The following is a 23064-nucleotide window of genomic DNA, read 5'->3' as shown; positions in this document are numbered from 1 at the left end:
CTATATTTCCACATGATTAAAACTGCTGCCCGATAATGAAGTGCGTTTGCCAGCCACTGGGTCCTACAGAACCTGGTCTGGCATCTGAATCAAATCCATAACCAAAATCGATTCCCAATAGACCGAATGCCGGCATAAAAATACGAAGCCCCGCTCCGGCAGATCTTTTTAATTCAAACGGATTAAAGTCACTAAAATTGTTGAAGGCGTTACCTGCCTCTAAAAAAGAAAGTGCATATATGGATGCTGCGGGTTTAAGGGTAAGTGGATATCTCAGTTCCAAAGAGAACTTATTGTAAATAGTTCCTCCCTCTTGTTCCAAACGGTTGGTAATTGGATTTGTTACAAATGGCGTCAACGAGCTGTTTTCGTAACCTCTCAATTGAATCACCTCTCTACCATCCAGGGTAAAGTTACCGAGACCATCTCCACCCACGAAGAAACGCTCAAAAGGTACATCACCTATATCGTTGTTGTAACTACCCAAGAAGCCAAACTCAGCATTGGTACGAAGCACCAATTTATCCACTAACTGGGTATACCAATCCCCTCTAAACTTAATTTTGTAGAACTCCAATAGCTTAAAACGTTCTTCCTCCAATCTCTCCAAATCATCACTCAATCTTTCAAATTCCAACTGTTCCTCAATAGAACCTGGGGCAGGTCCAATTTCAAAAAGTCGTGCGGTGATATCATCTATCTCAGCACGTATAGCCCCAAAATCCTTATTTGAAAACAGGGAGTATGGCGGAGTGAACTTAGCCGTAAATTCAAAGTTTGAACCACTTAATGGAAAAATTCTACTAGGTCCTTGGGAGCTTCTTGAAATACCGATGGTATAGTTCAAGGAATTTGAGCTTCCATTTCCAAAATTGAAAAGTCCGTTATTGAAGTCGTTGAAGTCATATAACTGATAACTCAACGCATGGGAAATTGTAAAAAAGTCATCAGGCCACTGCACCCTTTTGGCCAATCCCAAAGAAATTCCGGTGATAGCAAACCCTCTTGATCGGTCTACATCAATTCTACCTCTGTTATCAAAGTTGGTCGCAAACTGTTGCGTTCTGGACAATGACAAATTAAAACGCACCGGTTTTTTACCTCCAAGCCAAGGTTCAGAGAAGTTCAAGCTATATACTCGGAACGATCTACTCGCCTGTAGTCGCAAGGCAAAAGTCTGTCCGTCCCCCATGGGTACGGGTTTATATGCCTCACCCTTAAAAATATTTTGTAACGAAAAGTTGTTGAACGAGAGTCCTAGGGTACCTATAAATCCTCCACCACCAAAACCACCTTGCAATTCTATCTGGCTAGATCCCGCCTCGACCAAGTTATAGTTGATATCAACGGTCCCTGTGTTAGGATTTGGATTTTGAATATCCGGAGAAATCTGTTCCGCGTCAAAGAAACCAAGTTGCCCAAGTTCTCGAATGGTACGAACAATGTTGTCCTTACTATATTTCTGTCCAGGTCTTGTCCGCAATTCACGGAAAATAACGTGGTCGTTGGTCTTATCGTTTCCTTGTACGGTAACATGGTCAAGAAAAGTCTCCTTTCCCTCAATGATTCGTATTTCAAAATCAATGGTATCGTTTGCTGCTGAAACCTCAACTGGATTAATGGTAGAAAAAAGATAACCATTGTTTTGATACAGGTTTGTTATATCAATAGCATCCGGTTTGGTATCATCTGCTATTCGCTTTTTCAATAGAACTCCGTTGTAGGTATCTCCTTTTTGTATGCCTAGAACTTGGCTTAGAATTCTATCGGTATAGACCGAATTCCCCACAAAATCAATATCTCCAAAATAGTACTTATCCCCTTCTTCTACTTTTATTTTTAAGTCGATATTGTTTTCATTTACCTTAACAAAAGTGTCTGAAAGAACGCGGGCATCCCTATATCCTCTTTCCGCATAGGTGTCAATCAAATTAGAAAGGTCTTCATCAAAATCTGCCGCGATGTACTTCGATTTTTTCCAAAAACGAAATAGTTTTTTCTTTTTGGTATTCTTAAGTGCCTTTTTCAAACGCTTGTTGGAAAGCTTTTCATTCCCTTCAAAAACGATACTTCTAATTTTGACCTTATCCCCTTTATTCACATTGATGACCATGCTTTGGGAATTGGTATCCGATGTGTCTTTTGCCGTGGCTATGTTCACTTTAGCATTGAGATAGCCCTGTTTTTTGTATTTGTTTTGTAGGAAGTTTTTCGTGTTGGCAATTAGACTTTCCGTAATTTTCTTTCCCTTTTTAAGATCCGTATCGTCAATGATGTCCTGAACCTTACGTTTTTTAACACCATATATGGTTACCTTGGATAAGGTAGGCCGCTCCAAAATATTGAGTTCCAAGAAAATCTTGTCTCCTTCTATTTTGGTATAATACATACTTACATCACTGAAAAGTTCCAAACTCCACAACTTCTTGATTACAGCGCTTATCTCATCTCCCGGTACCGTGATACGCTGGCCTACTCGAAGACCTGTATATGTTTTAACGGTCTGCTCATTGTAACTTTGTAGTCCTGTAATCGACAAACCTCCCAAGGTATATGTTTTACCATTTTCGAATGAAGTTTCCTGAGCTAAGCTAGGGTTGAAGTAAAAAAGGAGGAGGAGTAATGTTAGATAAGGTTGTAAGGTTTTGGTGGTCCTTTTAATTGAGTTGTTCGCTAGTCTTTCCAAATCGTCTTTCTCTATTTTGGTAACTTAATATTGCTTCTACCAAATGATGCTCACTAAAATCAGGCCAAAATACGTCAATAAAATATAATTCGGCATATGCTATCTGCCAAAGTAAAAAATTGCTTATCCTACACTCTCCACTAGTGCGAATAAGCAAGTCCACGTCTGGCATGAAGTGCGTGTAAAGATGAGTATTTATAACGGCTTCGTCAATATTTTCAAGTGAAATTATATTATTTTTAACTTTGGAACTTATCTCTTTAATCGCACTTTTGATCTCCTCTCTGGAACCATAACTCAGTGCCAAAGTCAATGTCATTCCCGAATTTTTTTCGGTTTTTGCAATTACCTCAGATAGTTCTTTTTGTGCTTTGGAAGGCAATGAATGGATATTTCCTATGGCTCGTAGACGGATATTATTTTTGTTAAGGGTATCCAACTCCTTGCGAAGAGAAGCCACTAAGAGTTTCATTAAAGTTTCGACTTCTAGTTTGGGTCTATTCCAATTTTCAGTTGAAAAAGCGTAAAGGGTGAGAAACTCTATTTGAAGTTTGGCACAGGATTCAACGGTCTTTCGGACGGCATCCACACCGTTTTCATGCCCAAAAATCCGTAGTTTTCCACGCTGTTTTGCCCATCTACCATTACCATCCATAATTATGGCAACGTGTTTTGGCAATCTCTTTTTATTAACGTCCTCTAGTGTGTGCATTTATTCAAAGCAATCCTGGCAAGGTTTACGTCCAAAGGTATACGTTAAAGTAATACCTGAGAAAACATACCAGTCATCGCTAAGAATGTTACCAAATCTAAATTGCTCAAAATTGGAACCCTCGGGATTGCTCCCGTCCAGATTATCCGTAAAGGTATATCTTGCCCCAATCTCAGCCCCAAGAATTAGAAACTGATTCAAACGATATTTGGCCCCTACCGTCATTGGAATTGCAAAACTACCTTCTTTTTGGTTAATATCCTGCACTTGTTGTGCATCAAAATAATTAAAGTCGTACCGGAAATAAGTGAAACCCGTATAAAGATAGGGTGTAAAGGCAGGTCCAAGCTTGTGAAGATTATACTCCACAAAGTTAAATTCAAGCCCCACGGAGGCTTCTAAAACCGAATTATCAATTATAAAACCTCTTTGTTCACGTGAAGATTTTGAAGATTTTGTATCGTCCGCAGTAAAGCTGCCATAAATTGCGCTGGCGCGCCAGGCATATCTTTTACTTTTATTCCATTTGAAGATACCTCCAATGGCAGGTCCCGATGGCAAAATATAGTTGGTGCGACCAACATCGCCAATAACATTTGCACCTCCGGCAAACAATCCCACTTCATAGGTTTGGGCATTCATTCCAAACACCGCACACAAAAAAATAGCAAATACTATTCGCATACCATCAAAAATGTTAAGCTAAAAGAAGTAAAGGAAAGTCTATATAATATTGGGTTAATACGTTCTCCTTTGTTAAACAGTTTTTAGCTGTTTTTATTGTTTTCGTTTTAATCAATTGCGTCGGTCCTCGCCCCAAAGGAGTTTATTACGAAGTGTTTTCAAAAAGCTCTCGGATTTGTATTCAATCATATTAATGGTAAAGTCAGATTTTTTAATTCTTATTTCCTGTCCGTTGGGCATACTGGCAATACGGGAGTCCAGAGAAACGAGATGATGCTCTTCCCTTCCAGAAACCTTAAGACGGATTTCTGTATCGTCTGAAATCACAAAAGGCCTTGCATTCAAATTATGGGGAGCAATTGGAGTGAGCACAAGCGATTGGGCTGAAGGCGCTATCACGGGTCCTCCACAGCTCAGGGAATATCCTGTAGAACCTGTAGGTGTAGATACGATTAATCCGTCGGCCCAGTATGAAGTCAAATACTCGTCATTTAGGTAGGTTTCCACGGTTATCATGGAGGTAGTGTCCTTTCTGCTAACGGTAATCTCGTTTAATGCGAAGTTCAATCCGTTAAATTCCTTAAGCCCAGAACTCAAGGAAACCTCCACCAAGGAACGTGCTTCAATGGCATAGGCCCCTGACAAAAACTCAGTGACTACTTTACGAACATCTTGTTTTTTAAAGGTGGATAAAAATCCAAGTCGACCCGTATTCACCCCTACAATAGGAATGCCTAAATCCTTTATATAGGTAACGGCCCTAAGCATAGTACCATCGCCTCCAAAACTAACAAATAGGTCAAAAGTGCTATCTAAACCTGAGGTTAGGGTAAATTCGTCATGCTCAGAGGTAACTCCCAAACCTTTAAGTAATTTATAGAAACCAGATTCAATATGGGCAACCCCGCCAACGGATTTGAGTTCAGCCAAGAGTTCCAAGACATATATTCTGTCCTGCTCTACAATACTTTGACCATAGAGGGCAACTTTCATCTTAAATATTGAGATATTTTTCCAGGTAATCGGAACGTTGCTTCAAATCTTCTATAAACTGGTCATCACTATTCCCAAAAACTATGGTGTAGTTGTATCTTCTAAAAGTTTGAGCTACTTCACTTAAATTTTCGGACCCAATTTTAAGTGTAACATGCACAATATCATTGTGGGATTCGGAAATAAAAGCCCCTAACAATCTGGCATTGTTTCCTTCCACAATTTGTGCAATTTCGCTAAAGGCATAATCCTTAATTCCCTTTGAAACTACCAAAATACCACCAGGCTCTTTAAAGAAGGGTGTGTCTATGAAGTAATCAACGACCTCTTCCAGATTATAATAGCCCGCAACCATGGCATTGTCATCAAGAACAGGAATGACATTGGCCTCATTTCTTGAAAACATTTCCAAAACATCCATCCACATGGTTTCCTTGTTGACATGGAACCGTTCCATTTCAAATCTGAACTTTTCGATACCTTCTTCCGGTTCAAAACAAGGGAGGTCATTTTCGGATAAAACACCCAAATATTCCCCATTTTCGGTAATCGCCACATGAGAAAAGGTGGTTTCCTCGAAAAAAAGAATAGCTTCCTTCAAAGTTTCAGAAACCTCAAAAACTGGTATTGATGTTATGATTTTATCTTGGATTTGCATAGCAATACTCTTAGGTGCAAAATACTAATTTTATATAGCAAAAGGCATGCCTATTGTTTAATTTTGCCACCTTAAAAGTGAATATATGACAAAGTTAAGTGTCAATATCAATAAACTGGCCACTTTACGGAATTCTAGGGGCGGAAATGTTCCCAATTTGTTGCAATCTGCTAAAGACATAGAATCCTTTGGTGCCCAAGGCATTACAGTACACCCAAGGCCCGATGAACGCCATATCAAATATCAAGATGCCGTTGAATTAAAAGACATTGTCTCCACAGAATATAATATTGAAGGAAATCCTATACCGAAGTTTATTGATTTGGTGCTCAAAGTAAAGCCAACCCAAGTGACTTTGGTTCCGGACGCGGAAGATGCCATTACGTCCAATGCAGGTTGGGATACGATAAAACATAAAGATTTTCTCATCGAAGTCATTCAAACCTTTAAAAGTGAAGATATCCGAACGTCAATTTTTGTCGACCCTGTTGTAGAAATGGTGGAAGGCGCAGCGGAAACTGGAACCGACCGAATAGAGTTATACACAGAGAGCTATGCCCAAATCTTTGCCACTGGCAGGGAACATGAAGCTGTAAAACCATTCACTGAGGCGGGAATTGTAGCCAAAAAGTTAGGATTGGGTTTGAACGCAGGTCACGATTTGAGTTTGGACAACATCAAATTTTTTAAGGAGCATGTTCCCAATCTTCTTGAAGTATCCATTGGACACGCCTTGATTTGTGAATCCCTGTATCTTGGCCTTGAAAATGTGGTGAATATGTACTTAAATAGACTAAAATAATGGAGCCACTTCACTCTAGAATTATAGGAGAAGGTAAACCGCTTTTGATTCTTCACGGTTTTTTAGGCATGTCGGATAATTGGAAAACCTTGGGCAACCAGTTTGCCGAACTTGGTTTTCAGGTGCATTTGATAGACCAAAGAAATCATGGAAAAAGTTTCCACTCCAATGAGTTTGACTATGAAATTTTAAGTCAAGATTTATGGGATTACACGGAGTATCATCGAATTTCCGATGCGGCCATAATTGGTCATTCCATGGGCGGAAAGACGGCCATGCAATTTGCCATTTCCCATCCAAGTCACGTTACCCAATTAATTGTTGCTGATATTTCACCCAAATATTATCCTCCGCATCACCAATATATTATTGATGCTTTATTGCACCTGGATTTTGACAATATCAGTAGTAGAAAAGAAGCTGACCAGGTATTGGCACAACACTTGACTGATTTTGGAATACGCCAGTTTTTACTGAAGAACCTGTATTGGATAGAACCAGGAAAACTATCGCTACGCTTTAATCTTAATGTACTAAAAAACAAAATGGAAGAGATTGGAGAAGGAATACCCGCTACTTCAACTTTTGAAGGTCCAACTCTATTTTTAAGGGGAGATAGATCTGAATACATCTTACCCAATGACTATGGTGAAATACAAAAACACTTTCCAAATTCAGTAATAGAAACGGTTGAAAAAGCGGGACACTGGCTTCACGCCGAGAATCCTAAACAGTTTTTTGAAAAGGCGGCAAACTTTCTAAATTCTTAAAATTTACCCTTTTTTATTATGCATGCATAATTTTTTTGCCCATTTAATTGCCTGTATAACAAATTTCATCTAGATTTGGTTAATACTGATTTAACTGTATAGTTAACTTAAACTAACTCTAATTAAATTACTTATGAAAAAAGTATATGCCCTACTCCCCTTACTAGGGTTACTCTTTACAGCATGCTCGGATGATGATGATGCTCAAACCACTACTCCAGACCCAGACCCCATAGTTATTACGGCGGGTACAGCAAATTTTTCAAATTATGTTGCTATTGGAAACTCGCTTACCGCAGGTTTCTCGGACAATGCTCTTTTTATTGCAGGTCAGGAGGCTTCCTTTCCTAATATGCTGGCTTCCAACTTTGCTTTGGCTGGTGGAGGCACCTTCAATATTCCCTTTATGGCCGATAACCTAGGTGGAGCAACCTTGCAAGGCAATCCTATTTTGGGAAATCGTCTTTTCTTGGCATTTACGGCGGATGGACCTGCACCAACACCAGTGCCTGGAACGGGAACAACTGAAATATCCACAAAACTCTCCGGAACTTTTAACAATATGGGAGTACCCGGAGCAAAAAGCTATGAGTTATTGGCTCCAGGATATGGGAGCGTTGCAGGAGTAGCAGTAGGTACTGCCAACCCTTATTTTGCGCGATTCTCTTCTTCGGAGGCGGCTACCGTTCTTGAAGATGCGGCTGCGCAAAGTGCTACGTTTTTCTCCCTTTGGATAGGTTCCAATGATATTTTATTATATGCAACTAACGGTGGTTCAGGAACAGACCAAACTGGAAATCCAGACCCAACTACCTATGAAAGAAACGATATTACTGACCCAACTGTTTTGGCAGGTTCAATCCAAGCCATACTTCAGACCATGACTGCCGGGGGAGCAGGCGGGGTAATTGCCAACTTACCGGATGTTACGGATATACCTTTCTTTACGACCGTGCCGTTTAATCCTGTTCCGCTAGACGAAGCAACTGCCACTCTTCTTAATGGTGCTTATGCCGCCTATAATTTAGGTTTGCAACAAGCATTTGGTGCCAATTTCATTGATGCAGAAGAACTAGCCGCACGTACCATTACGTTTGCTGCAGGAGCTACCAATGCCCCAGTAATGCTTGATGAGGATCTTACGGATTTGACTTTTTTAAATCCAGCCTTGGTTAACTTAAGGCAAACTAATGCGAACGATTTGTTGGTATTGACCTCAAGTTCATTTATTGGGACTTTAGCGAATCCAGCTGATCCAACTTCTGCAAACGGATTGGCCGTTCCACTAGGAGACCAATGGGTGCTTACTCCTCAAGAACAAGAAGCCGTAGCTACGGCTCTGGCCGCGTATAACCAAAGTATTGAGGCTCTAGCGACTCAATTTGGCTTGGCCTTTGTTGATGCCAATGCCCTACTAGCTGACCTTAATGCCAATGGTTTAGCATTAGCTGATGGAAGCGTGGTGACATCTACTTTTGCTACTGGGGGTGGTTTTTCCCTAGACGGAGTTCACCCAGCACCTAGAGGATACGCCATTTTGGCCAACGCATTTGTTGATGCAATCAATACTACCTACGGTTCTAATCTTCCCGGTGTTAATCCTTTGGATTTTACTGGATTGTATATCGACTGATAATCAAATAAAATAGTATCTTAAAAGCACCGCATTTGTGGTGCTTTTTTTATTAATCTAACCTAAATTTCATGAAACTGATTATCCGCTTATTACTTAATGCACTTGCTGTTATTATTTTGGCATACGCCCTTCCAGGTGTTGGGGTTGATTCATTTGTTACCGCCTTAATAGTTGCCATCGTACTTGGAGTTTTAAACTTCTTGGTAAAACCCTTATTGGTCATTCTTACTTTGCCCATAACCATTATTACTCTTGGGCTGTTCCTTTTGATCATCAACGCTATCATTATACTAATTGCAGCCAATTTTATTTCTGGATTTCAAGTGGATGGGGTCCTATGGGCCATTATTTTCAGCATATTGCTTTCCATCTTACAATCTATTTTACATTCCTTGTTGAAGGAGGATAAAAAGAAATCGTAGACTTTGGTATTCAATAACTTAAAAAGTTGTTGTGATTCAGAAAATACCGTACTTTTGCCACCCATTTTTCAATAGAAATTATTAGGTAGCAGATGAATATTACGAAACAGCAGATTGATGCGCTTAACGCAGTTGTAAAAGTTGCCATAAGCAAGGAAGATTACCAAGAAAAAGTTGACAACATCCTAAAGGATTATAGAAAGCAGGCGAATATTCCTGGATTCAGAAAAGGGCAGGTTCCTATCGGCTTAATCAAAAAGCAATACGGAAAGGCTGTTCTGGTTGACGAAGTCAATAAACTACTTCAAGACAACCTCAACAAATATCTAACCGAAGAAAAATTGGATGTTTTAGGTAATCCGCTACCCAAACAACAGGATAATTTTGATTGGGACAATGAGGTATTGGACTTCGAGTTTGAACTGGGATTGGCTCCCAATTTTGATGTGCAGTTGAAAAGCAAAAAGGCTATTACCCACTACAAGATTGTCGCCGACAAAAAGATGATTGATGAGCAAGTGGACCGTATTCGCAAACAGTACGGAAAGTTGGTTTCTAAAACGGAAATCGGTGCGAACGACGAGGTAACTGGAGTTTTCAAAAACGAAGCAGAAGAGATTGAAAACAAAACCACGATTGAGCTCGACAAGATAAAAAGCAAAAAATCCATCAACGCCTTAGTAGGTAAAAAGGTAGGAGATTCCATCAGCTTAAGTACTAAGGGACTATTTAAAGAAGACTATCTTTTATCAAGTTCTTTGGGAATTGATAGAGAAAAAGCGGAAAAGCTAAATATAGATGTGACCTTCACCATTGAGGAAATCAATGAAAGGGAAGCTGCAGAATTAAATCAGGAATTGTTTGATAAGCTTTTTGGAAAGGATAATGTAAAGTCCGAAAAAGAGCTTAAAGAAAAAATTAAGGAAGATTCTGAAAAACAATTTGAACAACAGGCTGACCAGAAACTTCTTAACGATGTTACCGAAAAGCTAATTGACGACACCAAGTTTGACCTTCCCGCTGAATTCTTAATCAAATGGATTCAACTTAGTGGTGAAAATCCTTTAACGGATGACCAAGCCAAGGAAGAGTATGACAAATCTGAAAAAGGATTGAGATACCAACTGATTGAAGGAAAAATTATCAAAGAAAATGACCTTCAGGTACAATTGGAAGAACTTAAGGAATTTGCCAAAGGCTTCATCAAATCCCAGATGGCACAATATGGTCATCTAGACCCTAAAGAAGAAGAACTGGAAAATGTGGCCAACCGGGTTTTGGGTAATCAAGATGAGGTAAAGCGACTTTCTGAACAATTAATGAGTCAAAAGCTACTGGATTTGTTCAAGGAAAAGGCCAATTTGAAGGTAAAGGAAGTTTCGTATGACAACTTTGTGAAAGAGGTTTACGGCTAAACTTCGGCTAAAAGAAATTTAAGTATCTTTATGGTGCCGAAAGTTGAACTTTTCGGCACCTTTTTTTTAAAGCTAAATTGAACAATATCGTATGGATTACGCAAACGAATTTCAAAAATACGCCACCAAACATCACGGAGTGAATAGCATGTACTATGACAAAATCATGAGCAGCATGTATCCCGTGAATATGACTCCCAATATTATTGAAGAAAGACAATTGAACGCCATTGCCATGGATGTTTTCTCCCGCCTTATGATGGACAGAATCATCTTTATGGGTACGGGCATCAATGACCAAGTGGCCAATATTGTTCAGGCCCAATTGTTGTTCTTGGAAAGTGCCGACGCTTCAAAGGACATTCAAATCTATATCAACTCACCAGGTGGAAGTGTTTATGCTGGTCTGGGCATTTATGATACCATGCAGTTCATTAAGCCAGATGTAGCCACTATATGTACTGGAATTGCTGCCTCAATGGCCGCTATACTTTTATGTGCCGGTCAAAAAGGGAAAAGAAGTGGACTTACCCACTCCAGGGTTATGATTCATCAACCCCTCTCCGGTGCTCAGGGTCAAGCTAGCGACATAGAAATTGCCGCTAAGGAAGTACTTAAAATCAAGGATGAGTTGTATCAAATCATTGCCAACCACTCAGGTCAGACCTTCGAAAAAGTTTATGAAGACAGTGACCGAGATTTTTGGATGAAAGCTGAAGAGGCCAAAAAATATGGGATGATTGATGAAGTCCTAGCGCGGGAAAAATAACACTGACTTAAAATCAAAATCTAAAAAAACAACGTAAAAAACGTATGATTTACCACATTTTTTGCGTTATTGTGTACTGAACCTCAAGGTTATATGGCTAAAGAAAATTTAGAATGTTCTTTTTGTGGGCGAAAAAAATCAGAGACCAATCTCTTGATTGCTGGTTTGGACGCCCATATTTGTGACAGGTGTATAGAACAGGCTTACAGTATTGTTACGGAAGAATCCAAACAATCCAACAATAAGGATTTATCTTCCGAATTAATTCTGAAAAAGCCTATGGAAATCAAGGATTTCCTAGACACCTTCGTAATTGGACAAGAACGCACCAAAAAGGTAATGTCCGTTGCCGTTTACAATCATTACAAAAGGTTATTGCAACCAAAAAACAACGATGACGGGGTTGAGATTCAGAAAAGTAACATCGTAATGGTAGGCCAAACAGGAACCGGTAAAACCCTTATCGCCAAGACCATTGCCAGAATGCTGAATGTACCTTTGGCCATTGTAGATGCGACAGTACTTACTGAGGCAGGATACGTTGGTGAGGATGTAGAAAGTATTCTGACCCGATTGCTACAAGCGGCTGACTATAACCTAGAAAAAGCAGAACGGGGTATCGTTTTTATAGACGAGATTGACAAAATTGCCCGTAAAAGTGACAATCCTTCCATAACCCGTGATGTTTCGGGTGAAGGTGTACAGCAAGGTTTACTAAAACTATTGGAAGGTACTGTGGTCAATGTTCCGCCAAAAGGGGGACGAAAACACCCCGACCAGAAGTTTATTGAAGTAAATACAGAGAATATTTTGTTTGTGGCGGGGGGTGCTTTTGATGGAATTGAACGAATCATCAATAAACGACTCAACATGCAAGCAGTCGGATATAGTGCTTCCAAAGCGGAGGATAGGCTTGACAGCAAAAATATTCTTCAATACATAATTCCCAAGGATTTAAAGGAATTTGGACTAATTCCTGAAATCATCGGTAGGCTTCCAGTTTTGACTCATATGAATCCTTTGGATGCCAAGACGCTTCGTGCTATTCTTACGGAACCTAAAAATGCAATTATCAAACAATACGAAAAATTGTTTGCTATGGACAATATTACGTTCAGCATTACAGAACAGGCATTGAACTATATCGTTGAAAAGGCAGTAGAATATAAATTGGGGGCTAGAGGACTTCGTTCCCTTTGTGAAGCTGTCTTCACGGACGCCATGTTCACTTTGCCTAGTAGTGAGGAAAATGAGTTCAAGGTAACCAAGGCCTACGCAGAAGAAAAACTTTCACACGAGACTATCAAAAAATTAAAAGCCGTTTCCTAAATTATTTGGTTACTGAGCTGATCACCTTTTGTAAAAGACCCATACTTACATCAGAAATTATCTTTTCATCTGAATACAAATCGTGCCCAAAACCGGTCACGATTTCAAGTTTTGCTTCCACTTGATTGGCCCACTTAAGTCCGGGTTTGAACTTATCGCATTCTCCGAAAATCAAACGCATTGGAATATTGGGACTTTCATCCTCCAGTCGAACACGTGTTGGAGAAATAGCAGTCAAGGACTTCATAGGTAATCCCTTCAAGGCCGCTTTCCAAGCTATGGTACCTCCCGTACTAAAGGCAAGATAATGAGAAGGTTCTGTTTCCTTTTTAAGAAGATGCGCTACCGCTGTATCTATACCTCCATCAACGAAGGCCTTGTGGACATTTTCTTCAGTTGAAACTGTAACATCTACATTTCCAAGCTGTTGTGCGTCATAAAAGACAATATCAAAATACTGCTGAAGGTATCCAAAATAGGATGTGATCCACATCCCTTTTTTCACACCCCACATATCCGAGATTACAACAAGTTTTTCCGCCATTACCAGTTTGTTTGATTCTTTCAATTAAGATTTGTTCTGGGAAGTTCCCCAATAAGAACGAAAAAAACGCATTTAATTGTTCATTTGAAGCAATTCTTCGATGTAAGTGCGTTCATTTGATAATCTCGGAATTTTATGTTGTCCCCCTAATTTGTTCTTAGATCTTAACCAATCATGGAACAAATCCTTACGGGCCAAATGCACTTTTGGCATCTTTAAAGTCATGTTGTTGTAGCGTTTCGCCTCGTAGTCCGAATTCAAAGATTTCAAGGCGTTGTCCAAGAATTCTGTGAAGTATGCAATGTCCGAAGGAGGTCTTCTGAACTCAATAAGCCATTCATGCCCTCCTTTTTCGGCCCCATTCATAAAAATGGGTGCAGCAGTATAATCCATGATTTCTGCATTTGTCTTGATACAGATTTGTTTCAAGGCTTCTTCTGCATTTTCAATTATAAGTTCTTCTCCAAAAGCATTTATGTGATGTTTGGTACGCCCAGTAATCCTAATTCGGTACGGATTTTTGGAAGTGAAGCGTATAGTATCTCCAATCTTGTAGCGCCATAAGCCTGCATTTGTCGTTATGACAACCGCGTAGTTCACCCCTATTTCAACCTCCCATAAAGGAATGGCCTGTCCCTCACCCATGGGGGTCATAGGAATGAATTCATAGAAAATCCCATAATCCAACATTAATAACAAGTCTTCTGAATTGTTGCGGTCTTGAATAGCAAAAAAGCCTTCCGAAGCATTATAAGTTTCGTAGTAGTTAAAGTTTTTTCTAGGAAGTAGTTTTCTAAATTGTTCTTTATATGGAGCAAAACTGACCCCTCCATGAAAATAGACCTCCAAGTTCTCCCATATTTCGAATAGGTGATTTTTTTGGGTTCGTTGCATCACATCATTTAACAGTACCAGCATCCAAGAGGGTACTCCTGCCAAACTTGTAACATTCTCATTGATACTCTCTTCAATAATGGCCTCCAGTTTTGTATCCCATTCCCCCATCAAGGATACCTTACTGCTTGGTGTACTGCTATACTCCGCCCATAGGGGCATATTGTCAATTAAAATAGCAGATAGGTCACCAAAGAAAGTCCCATTATCCTCATAGAGCTCCTTGCTACCCCCCAATCTTAGACTTTTCCCAAGAAATAACTGAGAATTTTCATTGTTGTTAAGGTACAAACACAACAAATCCTTACTGGATTTAAAGTGACAGTCCTCAAGAGCCTCGGAACTTACTGGAATAAACTTGCTTTTGGCATTGGTAGTACCGCTACTTTTTGCAAACCACTTGATAGGAGTGGGCCAAAAGAGATTTTGTTCACCTCTTCGAGATCTTTCAATCAAGGGCGCTATATCTTCATAATTTACCAAGGGAACCCGTTCCCTGAACTCATCGTACTTGAGATCATCCGAAAATCCATATTGTCTGCCCAATACCGTATCCTTGGAAAAATCCATAAGTTGATGTAGTACTTCGTTCTGTACATCCAAAGGATATTTCAAAAAAAGCTCAATTTGATGGTAGCGCTTTTTCAACAACCAGGAAGCGATGCTATTGAATAATGGTATTGGCATTTTAGGTATATTTGACCCATATGGACCATGGGTCTAAAAGCTAAAATAGCGTATCTTAATCTCATTATCAAATCAACTAAAATTCGGTAATCCAACTATGCTTTTTGAAGGTGTTTTGCGTAAAATGCGAACTGAAATAGGAAGTCCTATCCAGTACTTTTTGGTTTTTGAGAATGATTTCATCAACATGAACCAAGCCTTGAATCGAGAGCTCAAAATTGAGTTTATCAAATATCAATGTCTTGGTACTGGCAAAAATGAACCTATCTACCGGCAAGGATTTTGTAAATCCTATTTTTATGAAAGTGCGGCCGCAGGAGAGTGGATTATGAAGCCGGAATTAAGTACTGCCCATTTGGGCAAAGAGGACCGTGACCTGGAATACGAAAAAAGGGTGCAATTGCAACCCCATATTGTGTATTTGGCCAACTCTAGCAATGTAAAGGTGGGGGTGACTCGAAAAAGTCAAGTTCCAACCCGGTGGATAGACCAAGGGGCCCATGAAGCCATTGAAATTGTAGAAGTTCCCAATCGGTATTTGGCGGGTATCACAGAAGTAGCCCTTAAATCCCATGTTAGCGACAAGACCAGCTGGCAGAAAATGCTAAAAAATGATATAGAAGATGTGGATTTAGTCGAATGGCGACAAAAACTCAAGTCGTACATTCCTACCGAGGTTGCTGATTATTTCATAGAAAACAAAACTGAGACCCACCTAGAATTTCCAGTTTTACAGTATCCTGAAAAAGTTAAAAGTATTAATCTAGAGAAAATTCCATCTTTTTCCGGGACGCTAAAAGGCATAAAGGGCCAATATCTCATTTTTGAGGACAATACCGTCTTTAATGTTCGCGGACATGAGGGGTATTATGTTGGCATCAATATAAACTAGTCCTTTACTTCACGGAATCCTTTTCTTTCTTCTTTTTACCCAACAAACCGCCCAAAAGGGATTTAGCTGTATTCTTCACTGGGTCTTCTTGGGTGCTTGTTGAGTCCTTTTCCTTGTCCGTACCTCCTAGTAAACTGCCAAGTACCTCTCCAGTAGATGACTTTGTTGTTCCTGTGGAGTCTTTTTCCTTACCTAAAACATTGGACAATAAATCCTTGGCGGAGTCTTTTCCTTTATTGAGGAGTTTTTGCTTTTGGATTTCCACCAATTGATTGGTTAACTGACTTACTCCGGAAGTTAAGTCGGTTTTAACCGTTGGATTCGTATAGCTCCCTCCAATATTGGCCACTACCGGAATGGTTAGATTTTCCATATCAGACTCGTCCAATTGTGCGATGAGATTATTCACTTCGCTTCCCAAATATTTGGCGGGCACATCCAATGTAGCCTGATATGCCAATTCTTTTTCAAAATTATGGCTGCCTGAAACATTCACAGCTATGTCCTTGTAATTGACCGTAAAGGGTTTGACTTGAACTGCTCCATTATCAAAACTCAAGGCAGTTTTTAAATCACTCAGATTCAAATCTTTGGTATCCAAAAAATTGAGTTGTCCACCAAAAGCTGAAAGCAATGGTGCTTTTTCAGCATTCACTTGGGTAGCCAGCAGTTCGGCCAACATATCCCCAGAAAGTGAAGTCAAATTGGGGGTCAAGTCTTTTTTCAAATTTCCAGATATTTTAATATCTGAGTTCAATTTTCCTTGAAGTGCATTGGCAATAGGAGCTATCGCTTTAAACAATTCCAAAGCTTGAAAGGATTCCCCTATGTTGAAATTGTCCATTCCCAAACTCATATCAAAAATTGGGGTCTCCTCTTTGGTCGAAACAACACCTTGCAGACCGAGTGTCCCCCCAAAAAGACTGGATTGCAGGTTTTTTACAACCGCTCTCTCATCTTTGATGACCAAAGTACCCTCCACATCTTTAAGATTAAGATTATCATATAGCACAGAACCGGCTTTCGCATTGATAGTGCAGTCCAAAAAGGATGGGATTTTCATCGCTTCTCCATCTTCGGAAGAGGTCTCTGAACCCTCCTCTCCTTCATCTCCATCAACCATAAAATCGTTCAAAGCCAGGGTATTCGAAGTCAAACTAAAATTACCCTCAATGGGTTCTTCGTTAAAAAGATAACCCAACAAGTTGGTCAATGTCCCAGACGCCTTGAAATCGGATTGTCCTGTTTTACCATCAAAAGAGTTCAAAGAAACGGTTTGAGGATTAAAGGTCAGGGAAGCCGCATCTATGGCGATGGGATGTTTTAGTTCTTCACTATTGTATTCAAATCCATTTAGCTCCAGATTTCCAGAAGTCCTGGTGTTTTCATAGCGCTTATTTTCTACCGAAGCCATATCAAATGCTGTAGTTATATCCGCATTTAAAAGCCCTTTTAAGTCATAATCCTCTGGTATTGGATAGGCTTGTGCTAGGTTTGCCAAATTCATTTTACCATCAGCATGTGCATTTACCTTGGTATTTCCCAACAGGTCCGTGATTCTAGACCGAAGATTGAACTTATCCTGCCCTATGGCAAAGGAAAGCTGCTTTATGTCCACAAAAGTGTCTTCTGTAATGCCCGTCTTGTTCTCAACAACTGCATCAATCACAATATTTCGTACCGTTTGAGGTAAATCAGGATATTTGAAAGATGCGTTATCTGAATTCATTTGGATGGAAAACTTGGGAATATGCTCCTCATCTACAACACCCTTAAACTCTCCGTTGACTTTGAATTCTCCCGTAGTCTGCACATTTTCAATGTTTTTTGAATAGGCTTCAGGAATAACTGCCAAAAAGTTCTTGAAGTCCGAAGATGGCGTTCCAAAAGTGATATCCACTTCTTGGTTATCTTCATTCACCTGAACAAAACCATTAAAAACCAAAGGCAATTGGTTGACCAAGGCCTTGTTTTCCAAAAAGGAATATTTGTTGTTTTTCAAGTCAATGCCGATTAGGGCATCCAAAAACAGTTTGTTGTTGTTTAGGTAGCGGGTGCTGTCCAATTCAAAAGAAACCAAGGCATCCGTAGTTGTTTTTAGTTCGGAAGTCTCCAAGGAAAGGTCTCCGGTTCCCGAATGGTTCATTTCCGTAATTTCCAGATGCATTCCGCTGGCAAAGTCGTCATAGCTAATATCTGTATTGGTAATATTGTAGGATTCTAGGGCTAGTTTGAAACTATTTGAAGCATCAGATTCTTCGGCAGCCACATCACCTGCATTCTTAGACACATCATAATTGGCATTTTCATTTTCGTCTACCTTTATGGAAAGTTGAGCATCAGAAATATTCAGTGTCTGGACGGATATTGGGTCTTCGGCGCTTTTAAAAAGTTCAGTAAGGGCCATTTTCAATTCCACTTCCCCCGCAGCAAAAAGGGTATCTCCTTCAAAGGGAGCATGATTGGTCAAAGCAATCCCTTTTAATGACACATAGGCCTTTGGAAAACTTTTAATCAAACTCAGGTTGGCCTCTTCGAAATCCAAAGTGGCATTAATACTGTTATTGACCTTGTTTTTGATGATATCGGCAATCTTACCTTCGAGGAAAAAAGGTAAAGCAACTACCAAAGCGATGAGAATCCCAAGAATTATTCCTGTGATTTTGAGGAGTTTTTTCTTCATGACAATAAGATTTGAGATAACAAAGTAAAAAAGAAGGAATCAATCCAGCGATATCTCTTCCCCTATTTTTAAGTTAAATCTTCTTCGCAATAGATATACGAAGAAATATAGCAAAGGGGTGTCCAAGAAGGCAATAAAAACTTTAAAAACGAATCCACTAATCACCAATCCGTAGAAAAGACTCCATGGAATCTCACCAAATGAGCATAGTAATAGGACGACGGTAAACGTATCAATAAACTGGGAGGAGAAGGTGGAAAAATTGTTCCTGAGCCATAAATACTTCCCCTTGGTGACCCGTTTCCAAAAATGATAAATCTGAATATCCACAAATTGGGCCAGCAAATAGGCCATCATCGACGCGAAGACGGCCACAATGGTATTTCCGAATACCTCCTTGAATTTAATGTCCGATACGGGTGACCAATCGGTAGCTGAAACGGCAGAAGCGGTGTATATTATGGCCAAGGAAAAAACGGAGGCAAATATACCAGCCACCACGACTTGATTTGCCTTTTTCTTCCCAAAAATTTCCGAAATCAAATCAGTTATCAAAAACGTCAAGGGGTATGGCAAAATCCCAACCGAAACCTCAAAAAGGGGCGCACCTAAAACGGTAACATCACCAAAAGGTTTCCAGAAAAAGAATTTTTGAAAAATAAGATTGGATACCACCAAAGAGGTGATGAATAAAGCGCCTAAATATAAATAGATGGAAAAGGCAACTCGTTTGTCTTTTTGCGTCATTCCCTATTTAATATTTAAACTAAAGGGCATTTTGGCCTGTATGCCCCGCTTTTCTGAAAATTGTTTGAATTCCTTTAAAATATTGTAAGCCTCTGAACCTATTTCTTCCTCAATAATTGCAGAACCTATTTTAGTCTTGGAATCACTGATTTCCTCCATAAATTTTTCAAAATTCGATTTATATCTCGGATACTTACGAATGCCATAAAACTCCAAATCAGCCAACTGTGCCGCAGCATCTATGGCATCTTCCAAACTACCCAACTCATCGACCAAACCCAATTTATGGGCTTCCACCCCACTCCAAACCCTTCCTTGGGCCACAGCGTCTACTTCTTCAACAGTCATCTCCCTACCAGATGCTACACGCTGTAAAAAAGTATTATAGGTGTCTTCAATGCCTTCACGCAGTACATCCCTAAAACCATCTGTCATAGGTTCAAAAAGGGAATAATCTATGGAATTTTGGTTGGTCCCTACTTGCTCCGCATTGATTCCGACTTTATCGGCAAGCTCATTCACGTTGGGAACCGTGCCAAAAACACCTATGGAACCTGTTATACTTGTGGGTTCCGCAAAAATCTTATCAGCTCCGGCACCAATGTAGTAGCCTCCAGATGCTGCCACATTTCCAAAGGAAACCACGACGGGTTTACTCCTTTTGGACACTTCTACTTCTCTCCAAATAATATCAGACACTAAGGCACTGCCACCAGGGGAATCTACTCGAAGTACAATGGCTTTCACGTTATCATCATCAACAGCTCTTTGGAGTGACCTATTGATAAGCCCTTGTCCAATAAATTCTCTATCCCCTTCCCCATATAAGATTTCGCCTTGTGCATAAATTACAGCGACCTTGTCCTTTCCGGTTTGTAGATTCCTATATTTTACTTTATCCACATAATCAAAAAAGTTGACATAGTTGGGTGTATCATCTTCTTCCAGACCCAATTCTGTTTTCAAAACTTCTTCGTACTCATCATGAAATAGTAAATCATCTATTAAACCAGATGCCACCGCATATTCTGGAGTTCTTGCCCCAAGGGTATCGGCAATGCTGTTCAAATCGGCTTGATTGATGTTTCTGGAATTCGAAATATCATTTATCATGGTATTCCAAAGGGAAGAAATCAACTCGCGAATCTGGGTGCGGTTTTCCTCACTCATGGAATTGGAGAGATATGGTTCTACGGCACTTTTGTACTTACCGTGTCGAATTACCTCCATCTTTACTCCGGATTTTTCCTGTAAATCCTTAAAATAAAGCACTTCAGACGCTAATCCCTTAAAATCCATGGCTCCAACGGGGTTTAAATATACCTGGTTGGCAACGCTGGCCAAATAGTAGTCCTTTTGTGTGAAAAAGTCTGAATGGGCAAAAATGAATTTCCCGGACACTTTAAAATCCAAAAGGGCTTTTCGAATTTCCTGGGTTTGTGCCAAACCCGTTCGAAGAAAACTAGTGGTTAAACTGATTCCCTTTATGTTTTCATCCATGCCAGCTTGCTCAATAGCATGCAGAATCTCATCCAATCCAACTCTCTTTTCCCCAAAACCAGCGAAAGGATCGGAATCATCTCTTCCCACATAATCTTTTACAGGCTTGGAAAAACCAAGTTTTAAAACCGAATTCTTTTTTACTACGACTCCCTTGTCCGAACTGTCTAGTAGCAAGGTAAACACAAAGAACATGACAAACAATATTCCAAATGCCACAAGTGTTCCCAATATCGACGCCAAAAGATTCCTCAAAAACTTCATTCCCTTACATTTTAATCGATGCCAAAGATAACCATTGTTGTATTGTTTTGCTTAATTTGGCAAGCTGATTATGAGTAAGGGACACAAGGCATATTTATCACTGGGCAGCAATTTAGGGAACCGCTTTTTTACCCTCCAAAAAGCCATCTTTGAAATCAATCGAAAGGCGGGTAAAATTGAACAGCTTTCGTCTATTTATGAAACCCCCGCAGTAGGTTTTGAAGGGGCCGACTTTTTGAACGCTTGTTTGCGTATTTCGACGGAACTTGCTCCATCCGACTTGTTGGAAACTCTTCTTTCCATAGAACGCCACTTTGGTAGGGAACGTAAACAAGACATTGGATATGAATCCAGAACCTTGGACATCGACCTTTTGCTTTATGATAATGAGATAATTTCCTCGGATACCCTTGTGGTACCTCATCCCAAAATGCATGAAAGGGCCTTTGTACTCAAACCCTTGGCCGACATAGCTCCTCAATACTATCACCCGGTTCAAAACAAGGATATTAGAAATTTACTGCAACAGGTAAAGCAACGGGAAGCACTGCGCAAAAGTCCCTTAAAGTTCTTTAAGGACCGCAGTTCATTGTTTGCCCAACTTCAATTTTTAGCCATTGAAGGGAATATTGGCGCTGGTAAGACCACCTTATCCAAAATGATTGCCAAAGACTTCAATGCCAAATTGGTATTGGAACGCTTCGCTGACAACCCTTTTCTTCCTAAATTTTATGAGGACCAAAGCCGTTATGCCTTTCCCTTGGAAATGTCCTTTTTGGCCGATAGGTATCAACAATTCACTGATGATACCACACAATTTGACCTTTTCAAGAACTTTATGGTCAGTGATTATGACATTTTCAAGTCCCTGATTTTTGCAAAAATCACCTTGCAAGAGGATGAATTCAACCTATACCGTAAGGTCTTCAATTTTATGTACAAGGAGGTGAAAAAGCCTGATATTTATCTGTATCTCTATCAAAACACAGAGCGTTTATTGGATAACATCAAACAAAGAGGCCGTTCCTATGAGCAAAATATTCCATCCGATTATCTTGAAAAAATAAATCGAGGATATCTGGATTTTATCAAAGGGCATCCCCAACAAAACAGCATCTTATTGGATTTAAGCGATTTGGATTTTGTATCCCGACCATCCGACTACGAATCCATTTTGGAGCAGTTGGAAGACCAAATCCTTTTAACCCATTTTTAAGAGAATTTTTGGAAAATGTTTGGATATAACGAATGGTTTTATTTTATTAGCCCTCTCTTTAAGAGAAACTAACTAACTCGAACTATATGTAGAAGCCCTGATTGTTCAGGGCTTTTTTTGTGCATTGAACTTACTCCAGATATCCCAGACCACAACACCAGCACTCACAGAAATGTTCAAGGAGTGCTTGGTTCCAAATTGAGGGATTTCCAAAACAAGGTCGCATGTCGAAACCACTTCCTGCGAAACTCCTTTTACTTCATTCCCAAATATCAAGGCAAGGGATTCGTTATTTTTCGGAGAAAACTCTTGAAGAAGGGTTGCCTGCTCCGCCTGTTCTATGGCAATCGTTTGAATTCCCTGTTCCTTTAGCTCCTGAACCAACTCCAAAGTGTTTTCCCGATACTCCCAATCCACACTTTCTGTAGCTCCGAGGGCCGTTTTGCGAATATCCTTGTGAGGAGGGGTAGCTGTAATGCCGCATAAAAATATTTTCTCCACCAAAAAGGCATCTCCCGTTCTAAACACCGAGCCAATGTTATTCAAACTGCGAATGTTATCCAGAATTACAATTACAGGCATCTTAGTTGCTTGCTTGAACTCTTCCACATTCAACCTGTCCAGTTCGCTATTCTGCAGTTTTCGCATACTTACTTTTCAACTTTAGGATTCAAAATATCAACAAAAATTTTTGAGGTCTAGGGAAAAAGGTATTTTCGTTCGTACCGATTTTGGGCAAAATTAAACGAATACCGTCGCCT

Annotated in this window: 20 protein-coding genes; 9 read left to right on the top strand and 11 right to left on the bottom strand. The window is 39.9% G+C overall.

All coding sequences use genetic code 11. From position 1 onward, the window contains the following. Nucleotides 1-16 precede the first annotated feature (16 nt). The 5 genes from ACSLUF_RS03490 to ACSLUF_RS03470 form a co-directional block, all read right to left on the bottom strand. Nucleotides 17-2686, bottom strand: a complete 2670-nt coding sequence (locus ACSLUF_RS03490) for a BamA/OMP85 family outer membrane protein (RefSeq protein ID WP_435624743.1) — start codon at nucleotides 2684-2686, stop codon at nucleotides 17-19. Next, nucleotides 2658-3398 carry an isoprenyl transferase gene (locus tag ACSLUF_RS03485; protein ID WP_435624742.1) on the bottom strand — a complete coding sequence of 247 codons (741 nt, stop codon included), beginning with the start codon at nucleotides 3396-3398 and terminating at the stop codon, nucleotides 2658-2660. The genes ACSLUF_RS03490 and ACSLUF_RS03485 overlap by 29 nt, the downstream gene beginning before the upstream one ends. Beyond that, nucleotides 3399-4082: a DUF6089 family protein gene (locus tag ACSLUF_RS03480; protein ID WP_435624741.1), complete on the bottom strand. Its 684-nt coding sequence runs from the start codon at nucleotides 4080-4082 to the stop codon at nucleotides 3399-3401. It abuts the gene before it with no gap. A 111-nt stretch (nucleotides 4083-4193) separates the two neighbouring features. Beyond that, on the bottom strand, nucleotides 4194-5075 hold the full coding sequence (locus ACSLUF_RS03475; protein WP_435624740.1) for an NAD kinase: 882 nt from the start codon (nucleotides 5073-5075) through the stop codon (nucleotides 4194-4196). A gap of 1 nt (nucleotide 5076) precedes the next feature. Then, nucleotides 5077-5733 carry a CBS domain-containing protein gene (locus ACSLUF_RS03470; protein ID WP_435624739.1) on the bottom strand — a complete coding sequence of 219 codons (657 nt, stop codon included), beginning with the start codon at nucleotides 5731-5733 and terminating at the stop codon, nucleotides 5077-5079. Between the two features lie 85 nt (nucleotides 5734-5818). Here ACSLUF_RS03470 and ACSLUF_RS03465 point away from each other — a divergent pair, with 85 nt between their 5' ends. The 7 genes from ACSLUF_RS03465 (at nucleotide 5819) to clpX (ending at nucleotide 12876) form a co-directional block, all read left to right on the top strand. After that, nucleotides 5819-6535 (top strand): pyridoxine 5'-phosphate synthase, encoded by a 717-nt coding sequence (locus tag ACSLUF_RS03465; protein WP_435624738.1) that lies wholly within the window; start codon nucleotides 5819-5821, stop codon nucleotides 6533-6535. Beyond that, nucleotides 6535-7305: an alpha/beta fold hydrolase gene (locus tag ACSLUF_RS03460; protein ID WP_435624737.1), complete on the top strand. Its 771-nt coding sequence runs from the start codon at nucleotides 6535-6537 to the stop codon at nucleotides 7303-7305. Before ACSLUF_RS03465 ends, ACSLUF_RS03460 begins: the two co-directional genes overlap by 1 nt. Before the next feature lie 133 nt (nucleotides 7306-7438). Beyond that, nucleotides 7439-8938, top strand: coding sequence for a G-D-S-L family lipolytic protein (locus tag ACSLUF_RS03455; RefSeq protein ID WP_435624736.1), 1500 nt, complete (start codon nucleotides 7439-7441; stop codon nucleotides 8936-8938). Between the two features lie 71 nt (nucleotides 8939-9009). Further along, nucleotides 9010-9363 (top strand): phage holin family protein, encoded by a 354-nt coding sequence (locus ACSLUF_RS03450; protein WP_435624735.1) that lies wholly within the window; start codon nucleotides 9010-9012, stop codon nucleotides 9361-9363. Between the two features lie 92 nt (nucleotides 9364-9455). After that, a complete protein-coding gene (tig, locus tag ACSLUF_RS03445) occupies nucleotides 9456-10778 on the top strand; it encodes a trigger factor (protein ID WP_435624734.1) in 1323 nt (440 codons plus the stop codon). Nucleotides 10779-10869: 91 nt separating this feature from the next. Then, the gene (clpP, locus tag ACSLUF_RS03440; protein WP_435624733.1) at nucleotides 10870-11547 is read left to right on the top strand and encodes an ATP-dependent Clp endopeptidase proteolytic subunit ClpP; all 678 of its coding nucleotides are present in this window, start codon (nucleotides 10870-10872) and stop codon (nucleotides 11545-11547) included. Between the two features lie 93 nt (nucleotides 11548-11640). Continuing rightward, nucleotides 11641-12876, top strand: coding sequence for an ATP-dependent Clp protease ATP-binding subunit ClpX (gene clpX / locus ACSLUF_RS03435; RefSeq protein WP_435624732.1), 1236 nt, complete (start codon nucleotides 11641-11643; stop codon nucleotides 12874-12876). A 1-nt stretch (nucleotide 12877) separates the two neighbouring features. Here clpX and ACSLUF_RS03430 read toward each other — a convergent pair whose 3' ends face one another. Together ACSLUF_RS03430 and ACSLUF_RS03425 are read right to left on the bottom strand one after the other, a co-directional pair. Further along, the gene (locus ACSLUF_RS03430; protein ID WP_435624731.1) at nucleotides 12878-13420 is read right to left on the bottom strand and encodes a hypothetical protein; all 543 of its coding nucleotides are present in this window, start codon (nucleotides 13418-13420) and stop codon (nucleotides 12878-12880) included. 72 nt (nucleotides 13421-13492) lie between these two features. Next, nucleotides 13493-15001 (bottom strand): GH3 auxin-responsive promoter family protein, encoded by a 1509-nt coding sequence (locus ACSLUF_RS03425; RefSeq protein ID WP_435624730.1) that lies wholly within the window; start codon nucleotides 14999-15001, stop codon nucleotides 13493-13495. Nucleotides 15002-15098: 97 nt separating this feature from the next. Here ACSLUF_RS03425 and ACSLUF_RS03420 point away from each other — a divergent pair, with 97 nt between their 5' ends. Further along, the gene (locus tag ACSLUF_RS03420; protein WP_435624729.1) at nucleotides 15099-15893 is read left to right on the top strand and encodes a DUF2797 domain-containing protein; all 795 of its coding nucleotides are present in this window, start codon (nucleotides 15099-15101) and stop codon (nucleotides 15891-15893) included. Nucleotides 15894-15897: 4 nt separating this feature from the next. Here the strand turns inward: ACSLUF_RS03420 and ACSLUF_RS03415 are convergent, their stop codons facing one another. Genes ACSLUF_RS03415 through sppA form a run of 3 tightly spaced genes read right to left on the bottom strand, consistent with a single transcriptional unit; the run spans nucleotide 15898 to nucleotide 21087 of the window. Continuing rightward, nucleotides 15898-18576: an AsmA family protein gene (locus ACSLUF_RS03415; RefSeq protein ID WP_435624728.1), complete on the bottom strand. Its 2679-nt coding sequence runs from the start codon at nucleotides 18574-18576 to the stop codon at nucleotides 15898-15900. Nucleotides 18577-18615: 39 nt separating this feature from the next. Continuing rightward, entirely contained in the window at nucleotides 18616-19323 is a 708-nt protein-coding gene (locus ACSLUF_RS03410) for a queuosine precursor transporter (RefSeq protein WP_435624727.1), read from the bottom strand. A gap of 3 nt (nucleotides 19324-19326) precedes the next feature. Continuing rightward, nucleotides 19327-21087 (bottom strand): signal peptide peptidase SppA, encoded by a 1761-nt coding sequence (sppA, locus tag ACSLUF_RS03405; protein ID WP_435624726.1) that lies wholly within the window; start codon nucleotides 21085-21087, stop codon nucleotides 19327-19329. Nucleotides 21088-21157: 70 nt separating this feature from the next. On the opposite strand from sppA, the gene folK reads away from it, so the two are divergent. Further along, the gene (gene folK, locus ACSLUF_RS03400; RefSeq protein WP_435624725.1) at nucleotides 21158-22303 is read left to right on the top strand and encodes a 2-amino-4-hydroxy-6-hydroxymethyldihydropteridine diphosphokinase; all 1146 of its coding nucleotides are present in this window, start codon (nucleotides 21158-21160) and stop codon (nucleotides 22301-22303) included. 105 nt (nucleotides 22304-22408) lie between these two features. Here folK and ACSLUF_RS03395 read toward each other — a convergent pair whose 3' ends face one another. Further along, nucleotides 22409-22951, bottom strand: coding sequence for an RNA methyltransferase (locus ACSLUF_RS03395; RefSeq protein WP_435624724.1), 543 nt, complete (start codon nucleotides 22949-22951; stop codon nucleotides 22409-22411). Between the last annotated feature and the right edge of the window lie 113 nt (nucleotides 22952-23064).

The sequence above is a fragment of the Flagellimonas sp. genome (assembly GCF_965601775.1).
Classification (GTDB): Bacteria; Bacteroidota; Bacteroidia; order Flavobacteriales; family Flavobacteriaceae; genus Flagellimonas.
The sequence above is the reverse complement of the archived record's forward strand: the minus strand, read 5'-3'. Positions and strand labels throughout refer to the sequence as shown.